Source organism: Rhodococcoides kyotonense, from assembly GCF_900188125.1.
Classification (GTDB): Bacteria; Actinomycetota; Actinomycetes; order Mycobacteriales; family Mycobacteriaceae; genus Rhodococcoides; species Rhodococcoides kyotonense.
Genome location: NZ_FZOW01000004.1, coordinates 279,223 through 300,208, shown reverse-complemented (window position 1 = coordinate 300,208; position 20,986 = coordinate 279,223). Strand labels below are relative to the sequence as shown.

The following is a 20,986-nucleotide window of genomic DNA, read 5'->3' as shown; positions in this document are numbered from 1 at the left end:
GGCGGAGTGTGTGCTCATGGGTGTGGGGCGACTTCCTTCAGTTCCACGTGCAGAGCCGCCACGGCGGCGGGGATGTCGTCGCCGGGGACGGGATGCCCGAGGTGGTAGCCCTGCGCAGTGGTGCACTGGAGTTCGCGCAGTTCGAGCAACGTCTCTCGGGTCTCGACGCCCTCTGCCGTCACGGTGAATCCGAGGGTCCGGGCTAGGTCGATCGTCGATTTCACGATGACGTGATGTGCCAGAATCGAATTCATGTCGCGGACGAAGATCTTGTCGATCTTCAGCTGTTGGACCGGCAGGCGCTGCAGGTAGGCGAGGGAGCTGTAGCCGGTCCCGTAGTCGTCGATCGCGAGACCGACACCGAGTCGACGGAGGCCGAGCATCGATTCGATCGCGACGGACGGGTCCGTCATGGCGACGGTCTCGGTGATCTCGATCGTGAGGTCCCGGCCCTGGCTGCCGGTTGCCGACAGTGCACGCCCGACCCGGTCGACCAGTTCCGTGTCGAGAAGGTTCCGCGTCGACAGGTTGATCGACACCGTCAGGTCGAGACCTGCTCGGCTCCACCGGTGCCGCTGCGAGAGTGCTTCTGTCAGAACGAATTCGGCAATCGGACGGATCAGTCCGGTGCGCTCGGCCATGGGAAGGAACAGATCGGGTTCCATCACTCCTCGCACCGGATCGTTCCATCGGAGGAGCGCCTCGACGCCCGTGGTCTCCATCGTCGCGAGGTCGACTTGAGGTTGGTAGTACACCTCGAGATGGCCGGCGTCGATCGCTGCGGTGAGGTCGCTCAGCAGCAGCAACTGCGTGCTGTTGTCGCGGTCCATGGAGGAGTCGTAGCGCGTGATGCGCGGCTGGACCGTCTTCGCCGAATGCACCGCGAGACCTGCCCGCTGAATGAGTCCGTCGGTCCCTGTGTCGCCGTCGTCCGCGATGGCGACGCCCACGCTCGCCTCGACGAGGAGCGTTGTCTGTCGCACCGCGACGGACTCCTTCAGCGATCGGTGCATCGCGCGAGCGATCGCCATGACGTCGCGCTCGTCGGCGTGGAGGGCGACAGCGAACTCGTCGGCACCCACTCGACCGACGGCCCCTCGCGAGCCGACCGCTCCCTCGAGACGCTGAGCGATGACGCACAGGACCTCGTCGCCGATCTCGGGGCCGAAGGTGTCGTTGATCTCCTGGAAGCGATCGACGTCGAGAAGAAGCAATGCGAGGGGATCCGCTTCGTTGGGGCGTGCGTCGATCCACTCCTGCAGGCCGCGGCGGTTACGCAGGCCGGTCAGGGTGTCGGTCTCGGCCACCGATCGCAGCGACTGCGTCTGCTGATGAAGCAACCGCAACAGGTCGACGACACGAAGGAACACCAGGCACACGAGCAGGACCGCGCACAGCACGACTCCCCAACCCCACTGGGCGACGGGAGTGCCACGGGTCAGCATGATCGCCATGGCAGTCGGTGGGACCAGCGCGGCAAGCGTCAGTATCGCAATGGCCGGGGTGTTGAAGGACGCGACAACCCGTGTGTGCGCACCGCCGTCGGCCCGAGGTGGTGGCAGTGTCCGCATCGAGGGATGCAGCGCAGCGGTACCGGCGAGCACGTAGAACGCCAGATATCCGACGTCGGACAGTTCGGAGGCGTTGCCCGAGCCCGCCAGCGACGAGAAGTTCGACGCGGTATCGGCGAACACGACAGCGAGAATCGCTGCGGTCAGCACTCGGAACGACGTCGTCTGCCATTGGACACCGCCGACGAAATGAACGAGCAGTCCGAGAAGGAACACGCCCATCGCCGGGTAGGCGACACCGATGACACCTCCGGCTGTCGAGACGTCGACAGCGCGATAGTCGATGACGAACACCCACATGAGCAGGCCGAACGCCACCATGACGATGCTGCTGTTGGCGACGTGGCTGAGCTCGCCGCGTCGCCACCCACGATGAATGAGGGAGAACAGGCCGGCGGCCAGGGCCGGGTAGCCCAGGAGATAGACGACGTCCGCGACCGACGGTTGGGGCACCGATCCGGTGACCTCGGAGATCCAGAGCCACGCGGCGTCGCCCAGAACCCAGAATGCGGAGCCGGCCGCGATCAGGTACCACGCTCGCATCGACTTCGAGCGATTCACTCGAACCCCGACGAGCATCGCGACCACCGACGACAGTCCGATCGCGATGTAGATCGAATCCGCCACGATCCCGGGTGAGCAGAGAAAGTATCCGATGCACGCGAAAGTCCCCAGCGCCGGGTACCACCACCATTTCACCCAGTGCATCCTTCCGTATCGCGCCGTGCGCGGTTGCCCTGGTACAACTTCCCACACCAGGGCGCCCGGTCGCTTTCTTTCCGGCATCGTCGTCGCACTGCAGCGGTCCAGCGGCTGCCGGGGCACGTCGATGCCTGCGGATCTACGGAACGACGAGCATCAGCGTGCAATCCTGGGCCTGGGCGGAGTCGACGATCTGCTGAGCTGCGGCCCCGTCGCCGGTCGACAACGAACGGTTGGCATCGTCGGCGAACGACTGACAGCGGTCGGCCGGGCCGGTGGTGATGTAGACGGCGTTGCCGCCCTGCATCTGTGCTGCGTTTATCTGTGCCGCGGACGCGATGCCTGACCCGAGCGCGAGCGAGCCTGCGACGAGTGCGACGGCGGCGAGTGTGGAGCGCATGGGAAACAGTCCTTCGTGGTGACTCGAGTGGTGCGCTTCCCAGTCTTCACGTGCGGGGAGCTCGGCGAAAGGCCACCCAGGGCTTGGAATCGCGCACCCCCAGCCCGCCCCGGCACCCGCTACGGCAGCAGCCGGTCGATGAAGGTGTTGCTGTAGATCCGATTGGGGTCGAGGGCGTCGAACGTCGCTCGCGCGGTGTCCCAGTTCTCCGACGTCGGGACTCCCTCGCGGTAGGTGTTCGGCAGCGTCGAGTCGATGACGACGGGATCCTGGTACGGCAACTCGGCGCTGAACGCCCAGCCCTTCGACCATTCGGGGCGGAAGGTCGCCCACGAGCCGGTGTAGTGCGAGCGCATCCACTGCTCCATCTCGCGGTAGAACGCGAACATCCCCGGCGTGCCCGGGACGCCGAGCACGTTCAGCCACACGGCTGTGTCCCACTCCGGGTGATCGGGACGCGGGCGCATCGCCGAGATCGTCGGTGGACCCGCGGACTCGACGACGACGTCGGCCGGATCGTCCATCCCGCAGCATCGGATCTCGACGGGACCGTTGATCGGGTACTGGCCGATGGACTGGTAGTAGGCGACGCGACCGGCGAACCATTCGGTGAACTCGTGGATCACCTGGGCGACGTTGGCCCGGTTCGTGATGACAGCACCGCCGCCCTCGGTGAGCAACAGTGTGCTCGGCTTGATGTAGAACTGCAGGTCCTTAGCCCAGCCCCAGATGTCCGACGACCCGGTGGCGGCCAGTCCGGCTACCGTCGTCCCGTAGTAGACCTGCCCGAAAGCCGGTGCGATGAAGGTGTTTCCGGCCGTCAACTGCCCGATCAGATCGGACGCGACCTCGGGCAGATTGTCGGAGAACGGATAGTTGTACGGCCCTGTGACCTCGCGCGACTCCGGCGGCTTGACAGGGCTGACAGACCACACCTTCAGCCACGGATTCTCCGTGAACGGGTACCAGATCGCCTCGACGCGACCGGTTCTGGCCAGGTAGCTCTCGAAGGTTCGGCCCGAAGCGCCTGCCGCGCCGAACATCTCACGCCACCCGATGTCCGTGTAACTCTGGCAGCGCATCCGAGTGTTCGCGCCTGCCTGCATCGTCACCGACGTCAGGAAGGCCCGTCCGAGATGCGTCAACAGCGGGGTTATCTCGGGATCCGACCGCTCGAACGTGCGCAATGCGTAGGCGTTTCCGTCCCACACCACTGCAGTCAGCGAGGTGACGAGGTTGCTCAACGATCCGTATGTGGTTCCGAAGACCGGTGTTTCGCCGTCTGCCGGGATCGCGGCTCCATGCGCGTCGACGGCGAGCGAGCCCGCGACCGTCAGCACGCCGGGCGCGGGGACGCTGACCCATCCGAGGCCGTTGTTCTCCAACTGCTGCAGGATCGCCTCGATCGTCGCGCCCGCACCCGCGGTGACCGTGGATGTCGACGGGTCGACGGTGATGCCGTTCAGATGAACCGTCGTGTCCACGAGCATGAATCGCTCGATGTTCTCGCCGTTGACGATCGTCAACGGAGTCCACCCGTGCATCGCCCCACGTGGGCGGAGTCGGTACGAGTTCGCGTGAGCCCAGTTCGCCAGCGTGACAACGTCGTCCGGCGTCGTCGGCGAGCACGTCCAGACGGCGTCGCGGATGATCTCCTTCGACCAGTTCTGGTACCGCTGCTGATACAACGGAATTCCCGGCGGAAAGGCGGGCGGCGCGGGCAAGGTGGCGTCGACGCTGCCGAATGGAGCGGCGGACACCGGAACGGCGCGCATCACCGACGCGGCAGCGAGGGCTCCGGCGCCTGCGGCGATGAACTGGCGACGGTTGAATTCGGGCATGGGATACGAGTCCGTTCGGTCAGTGATCACTGGGTAAGCAGGACGACGTCGGTCAGTGCTGGTGCATGGTCCCGGTCGCGGACGGTGACCGCGGCGAGGTATCTGCCGTCGTCGTCCCAGATGCGGCACGTCAACGTCTCACCGGGGTAGACGACACCGGCGAACTTGGCCGCGAAACTGTGCACAGCTGCGGCGTCACCGGCAAGAACGGAATCCACGACGGCCTTGCACACCATCCCGTATGTGCACAGCCCGTGCAGTATCGGTGCGGGAAAGCCTGCGGCCAAGGCGAAGTGCGGATCCGAATGCAGGGGATTGCGGTCTCCACACATGCGGTACAGCAAGGCCTGCTGAGGCATCGTCGGAACATCGACCACGACATCCGGGTCGCGGCTCGGAAGAACGACCGAGGTCGACGGCCCACGTTCGCCGCCGAATCCGCCTTCGCCCCGCGCGAAGATCGACGACGTGGCACGCCACAGGTCGGTCCCGTCGGGTGCCGTCGCAGTTGTTTCCTGCAGGATCACCGCGGCTTTGCCCTTGTCCCATACATCGGCGATGCGCGTCGTCGAACGCGCTTGTCCTGCATCAGGTATCGGTCCGAGGACCGTGACCTCCTGCGTCCCGTGCACCACCTTGGCCAGATCGATGTCGATGCCGGGAAAGTGCACCCGCGGCGCTTCGGTGGCATGGAACGTCGGGGCGACGGTGGCGAACGTCGGGAGCACCTGCGGGTCCGCGTCGTCGAGATAGCGGAGTTCGTCGGCGCTCAGATGCCGCCGGCCGGCACCGAGCGCGAGGTGGTAGGTCTGCACATCGCTTGTCGTCCAACCGAAGTGTTGCTGCGGTAGTTCGGCGCCGAGCGCAACGGACGGATCGATCACCGGTGGTCCCTGCCTGCCATGTCCAGAACTGCAAGGTAGGCGAATGTCATCGCGGGCCCGATCGTCGCACCGGGACCCGCGTAGGTATGGCCCATCACCGGAGCACTGGCGTTGCCGACGGCATACAGGCCGTCGATGACGCTGCCGTCGTCGCGCAGGACACGGGCATCGGCATCGGTGACGAGTCCGCCCTTGGTCCCCAGGTCTCCGGGCACCATCTGCACGGCGTAGAACGGCGGCTTGTCCAGTGCACCGAGCGTCGGGTTCGGCTTGTTGGTCGGATCGCCGTAGTACTTGTCGTACCCGCTGGTGCCGCGACCGAAATCCTCGTCGACGCCCGAGCGCGCGAAACCGTTGAACCGCTGGATCGTTTCGGTCAGCTCGGATGCGGGAAGGCCGGTCTTGGCCGCCAGCTCGGCGATGGTCGCGCCCTGGACGACGACGCCGGCCTCGATCCAGCGGGACGGGAACCGCTTCTTCGGTTGCAGTCCCGCGAAGATGTAGCGGTCACGGTAGCGCTGGTCGATGATCATCCACGTCGGAATGTTCTCACCCGGCCCGTCGCCGATTCCGTACTCGCCGCCGTACATTCGATGCACTGCCTCGACGTAGGGCGCCGCCTCGTTGAGAAACCGGCGCCCCGACGCGTTCACCATGATCCCGCCCGGCAGCGTGCGCTCTGCGATGCAGAACCACGGCCCGCCGGTCAGTGGGATCGACGGGCCCCACCACGCATCGTCCATCAGATCGACTGCGGCTCCGAGGTTCTGTGCCGCACGGATACCGTCGCCGGTGTTCGCCTTCGCGCCCACGGTCCACTCGGTGCCGATCGGTTCGCGCTGGTACTGCTTACGCATCGTCTCGTTGTGTTCGAACCCGCCCGACGCGAGCACGACGCCGAGTGCAGCCCGAAATATCCGATCTCCGCTGGTGACACCGCGGACACGACCGTCCTCGAGAAGCAACTCGTCCATCGGGGTGTCGAGCAGGACTGGCACGCCTGCGTCGAGAAGCCCTGCGCGCAATGCCGCGGCAAGAGCCTGGCCACGACCGAGCAAGTGCTGGCCCGTGAGTTTGGCTCTGAGCCAGCGCATTCCGACACGCGCGATGCGAGCGATGCCGTTGGGGTGGCGTCGTACGAGGTTGATCTTTCGGTAATCGGCCTGGGTGAGAACGACATTGAGAGGTGCTTTGCCGTAGTCCGGCTCGAGGTTCTCGATCTCGCTGCCGAGGCGTGACGCGTCGAACGGCGTGGGTTCCACCGATCGGCCGCCGACTCGACCACCCGGCGCCTCGGGGTAGTAGTCCGAATACCCGGGCACCCATTGCATCTTCAACGGCGAAGTGCGCAGGACGAAACCGAGCATCTCCGGGCCTCGCTCGAGATAGGTGTCGATGCGTTCCTTCGAGACGACGTCGCCGATGATCGCGTGGAGGTACTCGCGCGCGGCCTCGGGGGTGTCGTCGACGCCGTCGGCCTCGAGTGCCTCGTTTCCTGGAATCCAGACGCCGCCGCCCGAGCGTGCCGTCGAACCACCGAAGTGCGACGCCTTCTCGATGACGACGACGCGCAGTCCTCGGTGTGCCGCCGTGAGGGCGGCGGTCATGCCGCCTGCCCCGCTGCCGACGACGACGATGTCGTAATCCTCCGTGATCATGTAGAACACGTTATAGAATTGTATGGGCGTCAGTCCATGCTTTCTGCCAGGAAGAATCAGCCTGGTGTGGGATCAGAACGAAAACACGTTACAGTTACTCCTCGGGAGGCGAGTCAGTGACCTGGAATCTGCAGACCGACGTCGTTGTGGTCGGGTACGGAGCCGCGGGAGTGGCCGCCGCTCTGGAAGCCGTCGAGGCGGGTGCCGACGTCGTCGCGATCGACCGCTACAGCGGCGGCGGCGCGAGCGCTCTCTCGGGCGGGATCGTGTACGCGGGCGGCGGGACGTCGGTGCAGCGTGGGGCGAACGTTGAGGACACCGTCGACGACATGTACGCCTACCTCGCCGAAGAAGTCGGCGACGCGGTGGAACCGGACACGCTGCGACGGTTCTGTGAGGGGAGCGCCGAGACGATCGAGTGGTTGTCGGCGCGGGGCGTCCCCTTCTCGTCGACGCTGTGCCCGTACAAGACGTCGTATCCCAGCAACCGCCACTACCTGTACTACTCGGGCAGCGAAGCATCGGGCAAGTTTCGTGCCGTGGCAAGGCCCGCGCCTCGGGGACATCGCGCGAAGGGGCGAGGGACGTCGGGCAAGATGTTGTTCGGGCCCCTGGCTCGTACGGCAGAAAGAGCTGGGGTGCAGCTGATTTCACAGACACGGGCGTGCGACCTCGTGGTCGAGGACGGCCGAGTGCGCGGGATCGTGTGCCGCACCGTCGCGAACGCGCCGGAGCACATTCGACGCGCGCATCGAGTGCTGGGATCGCTGTCGGCCAAACCCGGAATCTATGCGCCACAATTTCGGTACATGCTCGAGCGGCGTCTCGCGCACATCGAGAAGAAATACTGCGAGGTCGTCAGAATCGAGGCGCGACGCGGGGTCGTACTCAGTGCAGGCGGTTTCGTCGCCGATCGCGCGATGATGAGAGAACATGCCCCGAAGTACACCGGCGGGATCGCGCTCGGCACCGCAGGCGACGACGGGAGCGGCATCGCGCTCGGGACCGACGTCGGCGCTGCGACAGCAAAATTGGGCAACGTATCGGCGTGGCGATTCATCGTTCCGCCGTCGCCCTTTCTCGGTTCGTTGCTCGTCGACGCACAGGGGAGGCGCATGGTCGACGAGTCCAGGTACGGCGCTGCGATCGGACACGCGATCGTGAATTCGGGCGGTGGGCGTGGATGGGTTCTCGTCGACGCGGATCTGAGTCGCGACGCGAGGAAACAGCTTCCGCGGCAATCGCTCTGGTTCCAGCGAGTGCAGAACGCAGGTTTGCGGAGTACTGCGGTGCGAGGAATGACCATCGAGGAGGTCGCACGCGCGGCGGGCGTCGACCCCCGCGGGCTACGCGAGACCGTGGAGCGACACAACGCGGCGATCTTGTCGGGACATCCGGACGACTTCGGAAAACACGACGACTTCCGGCGGCCTATCGCGCAGGGCCCCTTCACGCTGTACGACGCGGGCATCCCGGCCGGGACCGCGCTCGGCAAGATGATGAATCCGTGCGCGATGATCACGCTCGGCGGCCTCGTCGTCGACGAGGGCACCGGCGCTGTGAAAGACGAAGCAGGGAAATCGATCCCGGGACTCTTCGCGGCGGGGCGCACTGCCGTCGGGCTCTGTTCCAATTCCTACGTGAGCGGCCTGTCCCTGGCGGATTGCATCTTCTCCGGCCGGCGAGCCGGTGTCACTGCGGCGTTGGGAGAGCGGCATGCTGTCGACGCAGACTCGATCTGACCTCGCGGCCAGACTGGCCGCCGCGGAATCGAACCGGTCGCCCATCGGGCCCCTCGTGGTCGACGCGCCGGGCATCGACGTCGTCGACGCCTACGAGATCCAACTCATCAACATTCGACGACGCGTCTCCGACGGGGCAAGGGTGGTCGGCCACAAGGTCGGGTTGTCGTCCCTCGCGATGCAGCAGATGATGGGTGTCGACGAGCCGGACTACGGACATCTGCTCGCGGATATGGAAGTGTTCCAGACTGTTCCGGTCGATTCTTCGACGTTCTGTTATCCGCGGGTCGAGGTGGAGGTCGCGTTCGTCCTCGGCGCCGACCTACCCGGTGCGTCGTGCACGGTGGACGATGTCATGGAGGCCACGGAGTTCGTCGCCCCGTCGATCGAGCTGATCGACAGTCGAATACGAGACTGGAAGATAGGGCTACCCGACACCATCGCCGACAACGCGTCGTCGGCGGGGTTCGTGTTGGGTGAGCAGCGGGTGCCGCCCGCGGACATCGACCTGCTGGCTATCGATGCAGTGTTGTGGCGCAACGGCATCCGGATAGCAGAAGGACGCAGCGATGCGGTTCTGGGGAATCCGGTGACGGCGGTGTCGTGGTTGGCCCGCAAGGTGGATGGCTTCGGTGTCCGCCTGAAGAAGGGTGACATCGTGCTGCCCGGGTCGTGCACGCGGGCAATCGATGCACGTGCCGGTGATCGGTTCCGTGCAGAGTTCGCGGGGCTTGGCACCGTGAATCTCGAATTCTTCTGAAACGGAAAGGATCGCACCATGGCGAAAGCGACGGCTGCAATCGTCGGTTCGGGCAACATCAGCACCGATCTGCTGTACAAGCTACAGCGATCGGAGCTCGTCGAGCCACGCTGGATGATCGGAATCGATCCTGCCAGTGAAGGATTGAAGCGTGCCGCGAGGCTGGGGCTCGAGACCAGCGCAGACGGGATCGACTGGCTGCTCGCGCAGGACGACAAGCCGGATCTGGTGTTCGAGGCGACGTCCGCATATGTGCACCGCGAGGCCGCACCACGATACGCGGAGGCGGCAATTCGGGCGATCGACCTGACGCCTGCGGCCGTCGGACCTGCCGTCGTACCACTCGTCAATCTGCGCGCTCACCTCGACGCGCCGAACGTCAACATGATCACGTGCGGCGGGCAAGCGACCATCCCGATGGTGCACGCAGTGTCGCGGGTGGTCGACGTGCCGTACGCCGAGATCGTCGCGTCGGTGGCGTCGCTGTCCGCGGGACCGGGTACGCGGGCGAACATCGACGAGTTCACCAAGACCACGAGCCGAGGGATCGAACAGATCGGTGGCGCAGCGCGCGGTAAGGCGATCATCATCCTGAACCCGGCCGATCCGCCGATGATCATGCGAGACACCATTTTCTGCGCCATTCCCGACGACGCCGACACCGACGCAATCGCCGCCTCGATCCATCGGATGGCCGACGACATCGCCGACTACGTGCCCGGGTACCGGTTGCTCAACGAACCGCAGTTCGACACAGCGTCGGACATGTCGGGTGGATTCGCGAAGGTGACGATCTTCGTTGAAGTCGAAGGGGCAGGCGACTTCCTGCCCGCCTACGCGGGCAACCTCGACATCATGACGGCCGCGGCGACGCGCGTCGGCGAAGAAGTGGCGAAGAGTCTCGTGGAGGAGAAGATTTCATGATCAGAGTGACCGATACGTCGTTGCGTGACGGTTCCCATCACAAACGGCACATGTTCACTGCCGAGGACGTACGCAGCATCGTCGCAGCTCTCGACGGCGCGGGTGTGCCCGTCATCGAGGTGACGCACGGTGATGGTCTCGGTGGGTCGTCGTTCAATTACGGGTTCTCGAAAACGCCGGAGCAAGAGCTGATTTCGACCGCTGCGAGCACGGCGAAGAATGCCAAGATCGCGTTCCTCATGCTGCCCGGTCTCGGCGTCAAGGACGACATCGTGACGGCGCAGGGGAACGGCGCGTCGATCTGCCGGATCGCGACACATTGCACGGAGGCCGACGTGGCCGTGCAGCATTTCGGACTCGCACGAGATCGGGGACTCGAAACCGTCGGATTCCTGATGATGGCGCATTCGCAGCCGCCCGAGGCGCTGGCGAAGCAGGCACGAATCATGGCGGACGCCGGTTGTCAGTGTGTCTACGTCGTCGACTCGGCGGGAGCGTTGGTGCTCGAGCAGGTGACCGATAGGGTCGCCGCACTGGTGGCGGAACTGGGCGACGACGCGCAAGTGGGCTTCCACGGACACGAGAATCTCGATCTGGCAGTGGCCAATTCGATCTGTGCGGTGCGGGCAGGGGCTCGGCAGATCGATGGCAGCGCACGCAGATTCGGTGCGGGCGCGGGCAATACGCCGGTCGAAGCGTTGGTCGGGGTGTGCGACAAGCTCGGCATCGAGACGGGCATCGATTTCTTCGCGATCTGCGATGCGGCGGAGGACGTGGTTCGTCCCGTCATGCCTGCGGAGTGTCTGCTCGACCGGCAGGCGCTGATGATGGGATACGCCGGGGTGTACTCGAGCTTCCTCCGGCACGCCGAGCGTCAAGCCGAGAGGTACGGGGTGTCCTCGGCCGAACTGCTCGTCCGTGCCGGGGCGCGAAAGTTGGTCGGTGGGCAGGAGGATCAGCTGATCGACATCGCTCTGGAGTTGAAGGCGGCTTCGCCGCACGTGCATGGAAATACATAGCCCGCTATGTATTTCCATGCACATGGACTAGTCCCTCCAATACCGCATGATCGATCGAATCCTGCATCCGCGGGCACGAGTCGCGCGTCGCCGAGTCGCCTGCGTCGCGGAACACCGGGCACGTCTCGGACGGCGGGGACGTCCACTGGACCGACGTCTGCTTGAAGCTGTTCTTGCGCACCAGAACACACGTCCCGCACGCGCGACATTCCACGGGTGAGAGGCCCGCGTCGAGGTAGCGCTCCCTGTCGCGGACCGTCTGGGCGCGTATCTCCTGCACCCGAGCCGGATCGTTCACGAAATCAGGAGCTTTGGCCCACGTGTTCATGCATCTGCTTTCTCCGCCGCCTGGCGCGCGAGGTTCTCCTCCACCTCGTGCTGCCAGGCCTCGTTGGCCTTCGTCGTGTCGACCTCGAACTCGAACCGCCCGGTCATCGTGTCGGTGACGTCGGCGACGTCGACGTAGAACTGGTCGTACCAGCGCCGCAGCTGGTACACCGGTCCGTCCTCCTCACACAGCAGCGGGTTGTCGATCTTGGTCTTGTTCTTCCAGATCTCGACGTCCTGCAGAAATCCGACGCTGATTCCCTCGGTGAACTTCTCCGCAAGCTTGGTCGCCGTGGCGTCGTCGATTCCTTCGGGTTTCTTGACGGTGATTCCCCATTGCAGCACGAACGAGTTCTGATCGATCGGGTAGTGGCAGTTGATCAGAACGCTGTTCACCTCGTACCCGCCGTAGATGTTGATCAGCGGATTGATCATGTACGACGGCCCGAAGTACGACGCCTCGGATTTCAGAAGCGTGTCGCCCCCGTACTGCGACGCCATGCCGATATCGGGGCGACCCTTGGTGTTGAGGTACTGCGACGCGATATGCCCCTCGAAGACGTTCTTGAAGTACGTCGGGAACGCGTAGTGAATGTAGAAGAAATGGGCCATGTCGACGACGTTGTCGATGATCTCGCGGCAGTTCGCGCCCTCGATGACCATCGAGTTCCACGTCCACTCGGTCCAGTCGTCGCTGTACGCCCCGTCGATGCGGGGGATCGTCACATCCTCGGGCGGCGGATTTCCCTCGGCGTCGTTCCAGACGAACAACTGCCCGTTCTGCTCGAGCGTCGTCCACGTGCGAGTCCTGGCAAGCGGAGGTACCCGTCGGGCATAGGGAATGTCGGTGCACTTGCCGTCGGCGCCCCAACGCCAGTCGTGGAACGGGCAGGCGATGGCGTCGCCTTTGACGGTTCCCTGGGTGAGGTCGCCGCCCATGTGGCGGCAATATCCGTCGAGAACCACGATCTTGCCCGACGCGTCGGCGAACACCACGAGCTTGGTTCCGAACGCGTGTACCGCGTGTGGTTCACCGTCGGAGAAGGTCGTGGTCAGTCCGAGGCAGTGCCAGCCGCGGGCGTACCGGGTCGGTGTCTCGCCGACGTCGATTTCACGGATCTTGGCCATGTGCACCCCTTCGTTCTGATCGTCGCACCCAGTAGAACACGTTATAGAATTGGGTAGGAATGCGCTAGTAAGAGCGGTGGAACGGGTTCTCGACAGTGAGCGGTAACGTGTTCTAGTCTTTACGGGAATCCACGGAAGGCGGCACAGGTGACTCACGAGGTTATGACTCACGAGGTTTTGGGCGCGCTCGATGCCCTACTCCCGGTCTTGCGCGAGCGCGCACAGGAGACCGAGGATCTCAGGCGGCTCCCCGACGAGACGGTCAAGTCGCTCCAGGAGCTCGGCTTCTTCCGGTTGCTGCAGCCTGCGCAGTGGGGTGGGTACGAGGAGGATCCGGTCCTGTTCTATTCGGCGGTCAAGAAGATCGCGAGCGCATGCGGTTCGACGGGATGGGTCGGCTCGATCATCGGTGTGCACAACTGGCACCTCGCGCTGTTCTCGCAACAGGCGCAGGAGGATGTCTGGGGGCAGGACACGGACGTCAGGATCTCGTCGTCGTACGCGCCGATGGGTGCGGGCACCGTCGGCGACGGCGGATACCGCCTGTCGGGCGCGTGGCAGTGGTCCTCCGGTTGTGATCACGCGACGTGGGCGATGCTCGGTGGTCCGGTCATCAAGGACGGCCGCCCGGTCGATTTCGTGACGTTCCTCGTGCCGCGCGAGGATTACAGGATCGACGACGTCTGGAATGTCGTCGGCCTGCGCGGTACCGGCAGTAATACCGTCGTCGTCGAGGACAGGTTCGTGCCTGCGCACCGGGTTCTGAGCTTCAAGAAGATGAACGAGGGCACCGCCGAGGGGCTCGAACGAAATACGGCACCGGTGTACCGAATGCCCTGGGGCACAATCCATCCGACGACCATCTCGGCGCCGATCGTCGGGATGGCCGAGGGTGCGTACGCTGCGCACGTCGAGCATCAAGGCAAGCGGGTGCGCAAGGCGTTCGTCGGCGAGACCGGAAAGGACGACCCGTTCGCCAAAGTGCGTATCGCCGAGGCGAGCAGCGATATCGACGCCGCATGGCGTCAGCTCTCGGGCAACGTCGCCGACGAATATGCGCTGCTGAAAGCAGGCAAGGAAGTACCGATCGAACTGCGACTGCGTGCCCGACGCGATCAAGTCCGTGCGACGGGACGGTCCGTCGCGTCGATCGATCTACTGTTCGAGAGCGCAGGGGCGACGGCGTTGCAGAACTCCGCTCCGCTGCAACGCTTCTGGCGCGACGCGCATGCCGGACGCGTGCACGCGGCGAACGATCCCGAGCGGGCATATCAGATGTTCGGGGGCGGAGAATTCGGCCTCCCGTTGAAGGACACGATGGTATGACCGCTGTGGCGCAGGAGATCACGTACGACTCGACGTCGAAATTCGCTCGGGTGCGCGACGACCTCACGATGCACTATCACGAAGCGGGAATCGGGAACGACACGACGATTGTGCTGCTGCACGGTGGCGGGCCGGGCGCGTCGGGATGGTCCAATTTCGCGGCGAACATTCCGGTTCTGGCGCAGCGGTTTCACGTGTTGTGTGTCGACCAACCGGGTTTCGGCAAGTCCGACAAGCCGACCGAACATCCCCAGTACTTCGTGCACAGCAGCTCCGCGCTGAAGGATCTGCTGGACCACCTGGGGATCGATCGTGTTCACCTGCTGGGTAATTCGCTGGGCGGCGGCACTGCCGTTCGGTTCGCGCTCGACTATCCGAAGAGGGCGGGCAGGTTGGTGCTCATGGGTCCCGGAGGGTTGAGCATCAACCTGTTCGCGCCCGATCCGACGGAGGGAGTGAAGAATCTCGGGAACTTCGCTGCGCCACCGGGCCCGTCGAAGGACAAGCTCGCTGCGTTCCTGAAGGTCATGGTGTTCGACCAGTCTCTGATCACGGACGAACTCCTGGAGCAACGGTACGAGCAGGCGTCGACGCCGGAGTCGATCGCGGCCATGCGGGCGATGGGAAAGTCGTTCGCCGGGGCGGATTACGAGAAGGGCATGCTGTGGCGTGAGGCGTACAAGCTTCGTCAGCGGGTGTTGCTGATCTGGGGCCGTGAGGACCGGGTCAATCCGATCGACGGCGCGTTGGTGGCGCTCAAGACCATCCCGCGGGCGCAGCTGCACGTGTTCGGCCAGTGCGGCCACTGGGCTCAGGTGGAGAAGGCAGACGAGTTCAACTCTCTGACAACCGCTTTCCTGACCGAGGGGAGCTGACATGGGAATCCGTTCGCTTGCGTACATGCGCGTCGAAGCCACTGACATGGAGGCGTGGCGGGAGTACGGGCTGAAGGTGCTCGGCATGGTGGAGGGCAAGGGCGTCACGCCAGGAGCGCTGTACCTCCGTATGGACGACTTTCCGGCTCGGCTCGTCATCGTGCCGGGGGACGAGGACCGACTGCTCGTGTCGGGGTGGGAGACTGCGAACGCGGCTGAGCTGCAGCAGATTCGAGATGCGTTGGACGGTGCGGGTGTCCCGTACAAGGAAGGTACCGCCGAGCAGGTGCAGGACCGCCGCGTCGACGAGCTGATCGTGTTCGAGGATCCGTCGGGCAACACGCTCGAGGCTTTTCACGGTGCGGCACTGGAACATCGACGTGTCGTCAGCCCGTACGGCCACCGGTTCGTCACCGGGGAGCAGGGTCTCGGTCACGTCGTGTTGTCGACCGACGACGACGAGGCGTCGCTGCGTTTCTACCGCGACGTTCTGGGATTCAAGCTGCGTGATTCGATGCGGCTGCCGCCGCAGATGATGGGTAGACCGGCCGACGGTCCGCCCGCGTGGCTGCGGTTCTTCGGGTGCAATCCGCGTCATCACAGCTTGGCGTTCCTGCCGATGCCGACGCCGAGTGGGATCGTGCATCTGATGATCGAGGTCGAGAATTCCGACGACGTCGGCCTCGCGCTGGATCGTGCGCTGCGCCGCAAGGTGCCGATGTCGGCGACGCTGGGCAGGCACGTCAACGATTTGATGCTGTCGTTCTACATGAAGACTCCCGGTGGATTCGACGTCGAATTCGGTTGTGAGGGTAGACAGGTCGAGGACGAGAAATGGGTTGCGCGGGAGAGTACCGCGGTCAGCCTGTGGGGCCACGATTTCACGGTGGGATCGAAGCAGTGACCCTCGATCCCCGTGTCTTCAGAACTGTTCTCGGACAGTTCTGTACGGGGATCACGGTCGTGACGACCACTGTGGACGGTGGACCTGTGGGGTTCGCGTGTCAGTCGTTCGCGGCGCTGTCGCTCGATCCGCCGCTCGTACTGTTCTGTCCAGCAAAGGGATCCAGGTCGTGGGCGGCGATCGAGAAGACGGGATTCTTTGCCGTCAACGTGTTGGGCGAGGAGCAGCAGAGGGCGTGTGCTCGGTTCGGTTCGCGTGAGGCCGACAAGTTCGCCGGAATCGACTGGCGACCATCGGATCTGGGCTCCCCGGTTCTGGCGGGCGCTCTTGCGCACGTCGACTGCACCGTAGAGAAGGTCCACGACGGCGGTGACCACGTCGTCGTCATCGGGAGGGTCCATTCGCTCGGTGAGATCACCGGCGAGCGTCCGCTCCTGTTCTACCGGGGTCAATACACCGGCATCGAGCCCGACAAGACCGTCCCGGCCCCGTGGCGCGACGACCTCGAGGCGTTCCTGACCTCGACCTCGGCGGATACTTGGTTGTAGTGCGCCTTCGGCGCCTGTGCGTGCGTAGTGACAACCTGGACCAACTACGCACGCACGGGTGCGTCAGCGCAATTCGGTCTTGAGAACCTTCCCGCTGGCATTGCGCGGCAACGACTCTCGGAACGTGACGACTCTCGGGACCTTGAAGTTCGCCATCTGTTCCCGGCAGTAGGCGACGACGTCGTCCGCCGTCAGCGTCGATCCCTCTCGCGGCACGACGAACGCGTGACCGACCTCGCCGAGCCGATCGTCGGGGATTCCGACCACAGCGGACTCCGCGACGCCCGGCAGCCTCGCCAAGGACTGCTCGATCTCCGCCGGATACACGTTGAAACCACCAGCGATGTACATGTCCTTGAGGCGATCGGTGATCGTGAGATACCCACGGCCGTCGAGGATTCCGATGTCGCCGGTGTGCAGCCACCCGTCGTCGTCGATCGCTTCCGATGTGGCTGCATGGTCGTCGAGGTAGCCGAGCATGACGTTCGGACCACGGAGAAGAATCTCGCCCGACGACGCGATCTTCACCTCCATGTCGGCCGTCGCGCGACCGGATGTCGTCGCGACGGTCCGCGCGTCGTCGCCTGGGCGGCACATCGTTGCCACGACGGCTTCGGTGAGTCCGTACGCGGTGAGGACGACGTCGAGCTTCAGGTCGTTCTGCATGCGTTCGACGAGCGCGACGGGGACGACGGCGGCTCCGGTCACGGCGACTCGGAGCGTCGACAGGTCGTGGCGAGGCCGCGACGGGTGATCGAGGATGGTCGAGAAGATCGTCGGCGCGCCGGGGAGGACCGTGATGCGTTCGCGTTCGACGATCCCCATCGCTGTCTCGGCGTCGTACACCGAGTGCGGCACGATGCAGGCGCCCGTGAGAAGCGCCGCGACCATCCCGGCCTTGTACCCGAAACTGTGGAAGAACGGGTTGATGACGAGATAACGGTCGTCGGAGTTCAGCGTCGCGCAGTCGGCCCACGCCCGTGCGACGCCGATGAGCTGCCGATGCGCACTGAGAACGCCCTTGCTTCGGCCCGTCGTCCCCGATGTGAACAGGATGTCCGAGACGTCGTCCGCGCCGACACCGTCCGCCCGCGTCTCGACGGCGTCCTCGGTCGCTGCTGCCCCGAGGAACCGCAGATCCGACCACGGAATGGCGGTGTCGTTCTGTGGAACCTGCCCGCCCAGCCGGATGACGGTCAGCAAGCCGACGGGAAGTCCGACGGCTTTCAGTTCGGCGAATCTGTCGACGCCGAGGAATTCCCCCGCCACGAACAATGCGACGGCTCGGCTACGTGTCAGGATGTCGTGTGCCTCGGTGGCCTTGTAACGGGTGTTGATCGGAACGACGATGGCGCCCGCATAGTGAACAGCCAGCGCCGACGCGACCCAGTGGTGTGTGTTGGGCGCCCAGATCGCGACGCGGTCCCCAGCCGCGACGCCACGCGCGACGAGGGCTCGGGCGACGATCGCGACCTGTCGATGGAGATCGCGAAAAGTCCATCGGACGTCGTCGTCCACTACTGCGTCGAGGTCGCCGAACTGCTCGACGGCGCGGCGTAGCGCGGCCGGGCTGGTGTGCATTTCGATACTCACTGTGTCCCCTGCCTCCACTGTGTCTGCCTCCACTGTGTCCCCCCGGTGCGTGCGGCAAGCAAATGCTTGGTGAATGGTACCGGCGAGGTAGGCGCTCGGGGGTGTCTTTGCGGGGCTCGAACTTGTCGGTGGGTCGTGCGAACATATGTTCGTGCCCGACTTCGACGAACTACCGCAGGCCAGCATCATGCATGCCGACCTCGATTCGTTCTACGCGTCGGTCGAGCAGCGGGACGATCCCCGGTTGCGTGGCAAGCCGGTGCTGGTCGGCGGGGGAGTCGTGCTCGCCGCCAGCTACGAGGCCAAGGCGTACGGGGTGCGGACACCGATGAGTGGAGGTCAGGCACGCGCGCTGTGTCCACACGCCATCGTCGTGCCACCTCGCATGGACGCGTACATCGACGCCAGCAGGGCAGTGTTCGACATCTTCAGGGAAACGACGCCGCTGGTGGAAGGCATCTCGGTCGACGAGGCATTTCTCGAGGTCGGTGGGCTCGGCAAGATCGCAGGTACGCCGGTGCAGATCGCCGAGCGGCTGCGCAGAGACGTCCGTGAGCAGGTCGGGCTACCGATCACCGTCGGCATCGCGTGCACCAAGTTCCTCGCGAAGGTCGCCAGTGCCGTCGGCAAGCCCAACGGATTGCTGCTCGTCGAGCCCGGCAAGGAGCTCGAGTTCCTGCATCCGTTGAAGATCGAGCGACTGTGGGGCGTCGGCAAGGTCACCGCGGAGAAGCTGCATGCATTCGACATCACCACCATCGGGGACATCGCCGCGCACAGCGAGGCGTCGATCGTGTCGATTCTCGGCAGGGGCGCCGGTCGTCACCTGCATGCGCTCGCCAACAATCGGGATCCACGTCAGGTCAAGACCTACCGCGGACGCGGTTCCATCGGTGCGCAGCATGCGTTGGGGCGCGGTCCGACGTCCCCGCAGGACGTGGAAGCGTCGCTCATCGCGTTGATCGACCGCGTGACGCAGCGCATGCGGGCGGCGGATCGAACCGGGCGCACCGTGGTGCTGCGGCTGCGGTTCGCCGACTTCACTCGCGTCACCCGCTCGCACACGCTCCCACGAGCGACGGCCGACACCCGCGACATCGAGGACGCGGCGTTGACCTTGCTGCGCGACGCGGTGACCCTCATCGCCGAGCGCGGGATCACTCTCGTCGGCGTCACGGTGTCGAACATCGAGCGCAGTGGGGCCGAGCAGTTGGAGTTGCAGTTCGACAAGGCGCAGGACGCACCCAGCGCCTCGGCGCTGGACGTGGCCCTCGACGGCGTACACAACAAATTCGGAAAGAAGGCCCTGACGAGAGGAGTGCTGCTGGGTCGAAATACAGGGATATCCGTTCCGCTACTGCCGGACTGAGATAGTCAGTTCGAAGTCCTTCGGCATCAGCGTCAGGCGTTCTTCGATCTTCAGGCGATAGTCGGGATCGGCACGAATGTCGAACTGCTGCAAGATCGTTCCCAGAACGAGTACGGCTTCGTGAATGGCGAACTGCCGGCCGATGCACGCGCGCTCACCGGTCCCGAATGGTTTGTAGACATGCCCCGGCCGTGACCGGACACCGGCGGACAGGAAGCGATCCGGATCGAACCGCTCCGGATCGTCGCCCCACACCGGGTCGCGGTGGAGACCGGGAATCAGGACGAGAGCCCAATCGCCTTTCTGCATCGGGTACGTACCGCCGATCACGGTGTCCCGACGCGCTTCTCGTGCGAACGCGGGAGCCGTCGGCCACAGGCGGAGCGTTTCGTCGAGGATGCGCCTGACCAGCCGCAGTTTTGGAACCTGCTCGAACGCCGGCGCGTCGTTGCCTGACACGGTGCGGCCCCACACTTCGTCCACCTCGGCACGAGCTGCGGCGAAGATCTCGGGATGCCGGGACAGGTAGTAGAGCGCGAAAGACAGAGCGCCGGAGGTGGTTTCGTGTCCGGCGATGAGGAACGTGACGATCTGCTGCCGGATGTTGACCTCGTCCAACGCATTGGGATTGTCGGCGTCGCGGGCTGCGTCGAGCATGATGTCGAGCAGATCGGGCCGGTCCGAGGAGATGCCGCTGTCTCTCCGCTTCCGGATGATGTCGTCGAGCAGATCGGCCATGTACTGCTTGTCCTTCTCGTTCTGCCGATCGCGCCGACGAAACCACACGTCGCTGACGATCGGTAGCTGCAGCACTTCGCGTCGCTGATTGTGGGTCAGGGTGCGCACCATCGCATCGACGAAAGGATGTCGCTCGTCGCGGGTGAACGAGTCGAACGTGTAGCTGAAGCCGGTGCGGCCGATGGTGTCGAGCGTCAGCTTCGTCATGTCGGACGAGACGTCGACCCTGGTGTGCTCGCGCCAGCGCCGCGACAGGTCGGAGGCGACGTCGACCATGATGTCGTGGTAGCTGCGCATGGCGCTCTGCGCGAAGGCCGGACGCAGGAGGTCGTGTGCCTTCTGCCAGTTCGGTTCGTGCGAGTACGCGGTGAACAGCGCGTCGCCGCCGATGGAGCGCAGGCCCTCCACCGCGGGTGCGACGTGTTTGACGAATCGGTTCTCGTCGCACAGATCCTCGACCAGGTCGGCGCCGGACACGATGACGAACCGCCGGCCCAGGACCACCCGTTCGAAGATCGGCCCGAGCGACTTGGCGAGAGCCATCGAATCCTGCACGGGAGTGGACACATGCGCACCGAGGACGTCGCCGATGACCGGCACGCGCTTGGGTGGATGGGGGAGTGCCGATGCGCGGAATGCGACGTCGGTGGACATGGGCAGTACCTCTCGCTCGTTAC

The 20,986-nt window shown here is 64.9% G+C and carries 18 protein-coding genes; 9 read left to right on the top strand and 9 right to left on the bottom strand.

Translation table 11 applies throughout. The features are described 5' to 3' along the window. Window positions 1-14: 14 nt before the first annotated feature. The 5 genes from CHB96_RS09155 to kstD all read right to left on the bottom strand — a co-directional run bounded on the left by CHB96_RS09155 (window position 15) and on the right by kstD (window position 7,056). Entirely contained in the window at window positions 15-2,270 is a 2,256-nt protein-coding gene (locus CHB96_RS09155) for a putative bifunctional diguanylate cyclase/phosphodiesterase (RefSeq protein ID WP_089245497.1), read from the bottom strand. Between the two features lie 142 nt (window positions 2,271-2,412). Then, the gene (locus tag CHB96_RS09150) at window positions 2,413-2,673 is read right to left on the bottom strand and encodes a hypothetical protein (protein ID WP_089245261.1); all 261 of its coding nucleotides are present in this window, start codon (window positions 2,671-2,673) and stop codon (window positions 2,413-2,415) included. Between the two features lie 119 nt (window positions 2,674-2,792). After that, window positions 2,793-4,514 carry a cholesterol oxidase substrate-binding domain-containing protein gene (locus CHB96_RS09145; RefSeq protein ID WP_089245495.1) on the bottom strand — a complete coding sequence of 574 codons (1,722 nt, stop codon included), beginning with the start codon at window positions 4,512-4,514 and terminating at the stop codon, window positions 2,793-2,795. A 26-nt stretch (window positions 4,515-4,540) separates the two neighbouring features. Further along, on the bottom strand, window positions 4,541-5,398 hold the full coding sequence (chsH3, locus tag CHB96_RS09140) for an enoyl-CoA hydratase ChsH3 (protein WP_089245259.1): 858 nt from the start codon (window positions 5,396-5,398) through the stop codon (window positions 4,541-4,543). Beyond that, window positions 5,395-7,056: a 3-oxosteroid 1-dehydrogenase gene (kstD, locus tag CHB96_RS09135; protein WP_089245493.1), complete on the bottom strand. Its 1,662-nt coding sequence runs from the start codon at window positions 7,054-7,056 to the stop codon at window positions 5,395-5,397. The genes chsH3 and kstD overlap by 4 nt, the downstream gene beginning before the upstream one ends. 116 nt (window positions 7,057-7,172) lie before the next feature. Here kstD and CHB96_RS09130 point away from each other — a divergent pair, with 116 nt between their 5' ends. From CHB96_RS09130 to dmpG, 4 genes are read left to right on the top strand one after another with little or no spacing between them, the layout of a single operon-like run. Next, entirely contained in the window at window positions 7,173-8,798 is a 1,626-nt protein-coding gene (locus CHB96_RS09130) for an FAD-binding protein (RefSeq protein WP_089245257.1), read from the top strand. After that, window positions 8,773-9,558 (top strand): 2-keto-4-pentenoate hydratase, encoded by a 786-nt coding sequence (locus CHB96_RS09125; protein WP_089245255.1) that lies wholly within the window; start codon window positions 8,773-8,775, stop codon window positions 9,556-9,558. Before CHB96_RS09130 ends, CHB96_RS09125 begins: the two co-directional genes overlap by 26 nt. An 18-nt stretch (window positions 9,559-9,576) precedes the next feature. After that, a complete protein-coding gene (locus CHB96_RS09120) occupies window positions 9,577-10,482 on the top strand; it encodes an acetaldehyde dehydrogenase (acetylating) (RefSeq protein WP_089245253.1) in 906 nt (301 codons plus the stop codon). After that, a complete protein-coding gene (gene dmpG, locus CHB96_RS09115; RefSeq protein ID WP_089245251.1) occupies window positions 10,479-11,501 on the top strand; it encodes a 4-hydroxy-2-oxovalerate aldolase in 1,023 nt (340 codons plus the stop codon). The genes CHB96_RS09120 and dmpG overlap by 4 nt, the downstream gene beginning before the upstream one ends. Before the next feature lie 4 nt (window positions 11,502-11,505). On the opposite strand, the gene CHB96_RS09110 is transcribed toward dmpG, so the two are convergent. Beyond that, on the bottom strand, window positions 11,506-11,829 hold the full coding sequence (locus CHB96_RS09110; RefSeq protein ID WP_089245249.1) for a hypothetical protein: 324 nt from the start codon (window positions 11,827-11,829) through the stop codon (window positions 11,506-11,508). Continuing rightward, complete coding sequence (locus tag CHB96_RS09105) at window positions 11,826-12,956, bottom strand: 3-ketosteroid-9-alpha-monooxygenase, oxygenase component (RefSeq protein WP_089245247.1); 1,131 nt, start codon at window positions 12,954-12,956, stop codon at window positions 11,826-11,828. Before CHB96_RS09105 ends, CHB96_RS09110 begins: the two co-directional genes overlap by 4 nt. 162 nt (window positions 12,957-13,118) lie before the next feature. Here CHB96_RS09105 and hsaA point away from each other — a divergent pair, with 162 nt between their 5' ends. Genes hsaA through hsaB form a run of 4 tightly spaced genes read left to right on the top strand, consistent with a single transcriptional unit; the run spans window position 13,119 to window position 16,609 of the window. After that, window positions 13,119-14,282 carry a 3-hydroxy-9,10-secoandrosta-1,3,5(10)-triene-9,17-dione monooxygenase oxygenase subunit gene (gene hsaA, locus CHB96_RS09100; RefSeq protein WP_089245245.1) on the top strand — a complete coding sequence of 388 codons (1,164 nt, stop codon included), beginning with the start codon at window positions 13,119-13,121 and terminating at the stop codon, window positions 14,280-14,282. After that, entirely contained in the window at window positions 14,279-15,157 is an 879-nt protein-coding gene (hsaD, locus tag CHB96_RS09095) for a 4,5:9,10-diseco-3-hydroxy-5,9,17-trioxoandrosta-1(10),2-diene-4-oate hydrolase (RefSeq protein ID WP_089245243.1), read from the top strand. The genes hsaA and hsaD overlap by 4 nt, the downstream gene beginning before the upstream one ends. A 1-nt stretch (window position 15,158) precedes the next feature. Next, complete coding sequence (hsaC, locus tag CHB96_RS09090) at window positions 15,159-16,061, top strand: iron-dependent extradiol dioxygenase HsaC (protein ID WP_089245241.1); 903 nt, start codon at window positions 15,159-15,161, stop codon at window positions 16,059-16,061. After that, window positions 16,025-16,609, top strand: coding sequence for a 3-hydroxy-9,10-secoandrosta-1,3,5(10)-triene-9,17-dione monooxygenase reductase subunit (hsaB, locus tag CHB96_RS09085; protein ID WP_371828996.1), 585 nt, complete (start codon window positions 16,025-16,027; stop codon window positions 16,607-16,609). The genes hsaC and hsaB overlap by 37 nt, the downstream gene beginning before the upstream one ends. A gap of 63 nt (window positions 16,610-16,672) precedes the next feature. Here hsaB and CHB96_RS09080 read toward each other — a convergent pair whose 3' ends face one another. Further along, the gene (locus CHB96_RS09080; RefSeq protein WP_176444218.1) at window positions 16,673-18,202 is read right to left on the bottom strand and encodes a FadD3 family acyl-CoA ligase; all 1,530 of its coding nucleotides are present in this window, start codon (window positions 18,200-18,202) and stop codon (window positions 16,673-16,675) included. A gap of 145 nt (window positions 18,203-18,347) precedes the next feature. Between CHB96_RS09080 and dinB the strand changes: the two genes are divergently transcribed. Continuing rightward, window positions 18,348-19,571, top strand: coding sequence for a DNA polymerase IV (gene dinB, locus CHB96_RS09075; RefSeq protein WP_089245235.1), 1,224 nt, complete (start codon window positions 18,348-18,350; stop codon window positions 19,569-19,571). Here dinB and CHB96_RS09070 read toward each other — a convergent pair. Then, window positions 19,557-20,963, bottom strand: coding sequence for a cytochrome P450 (locus tag CHB96_RS09070; protein ID WP_217899936.1), 1,407 nt, complete (start codon window positions 20,961-20,963; stop codon window positions 19,557-19,559). The genes dinB and CHB96_RS09070 overlap by 15 nt on opposite strands. Between the last annotated feature and the right edge of the window lie 23 nt (window positions 20,964-20,986).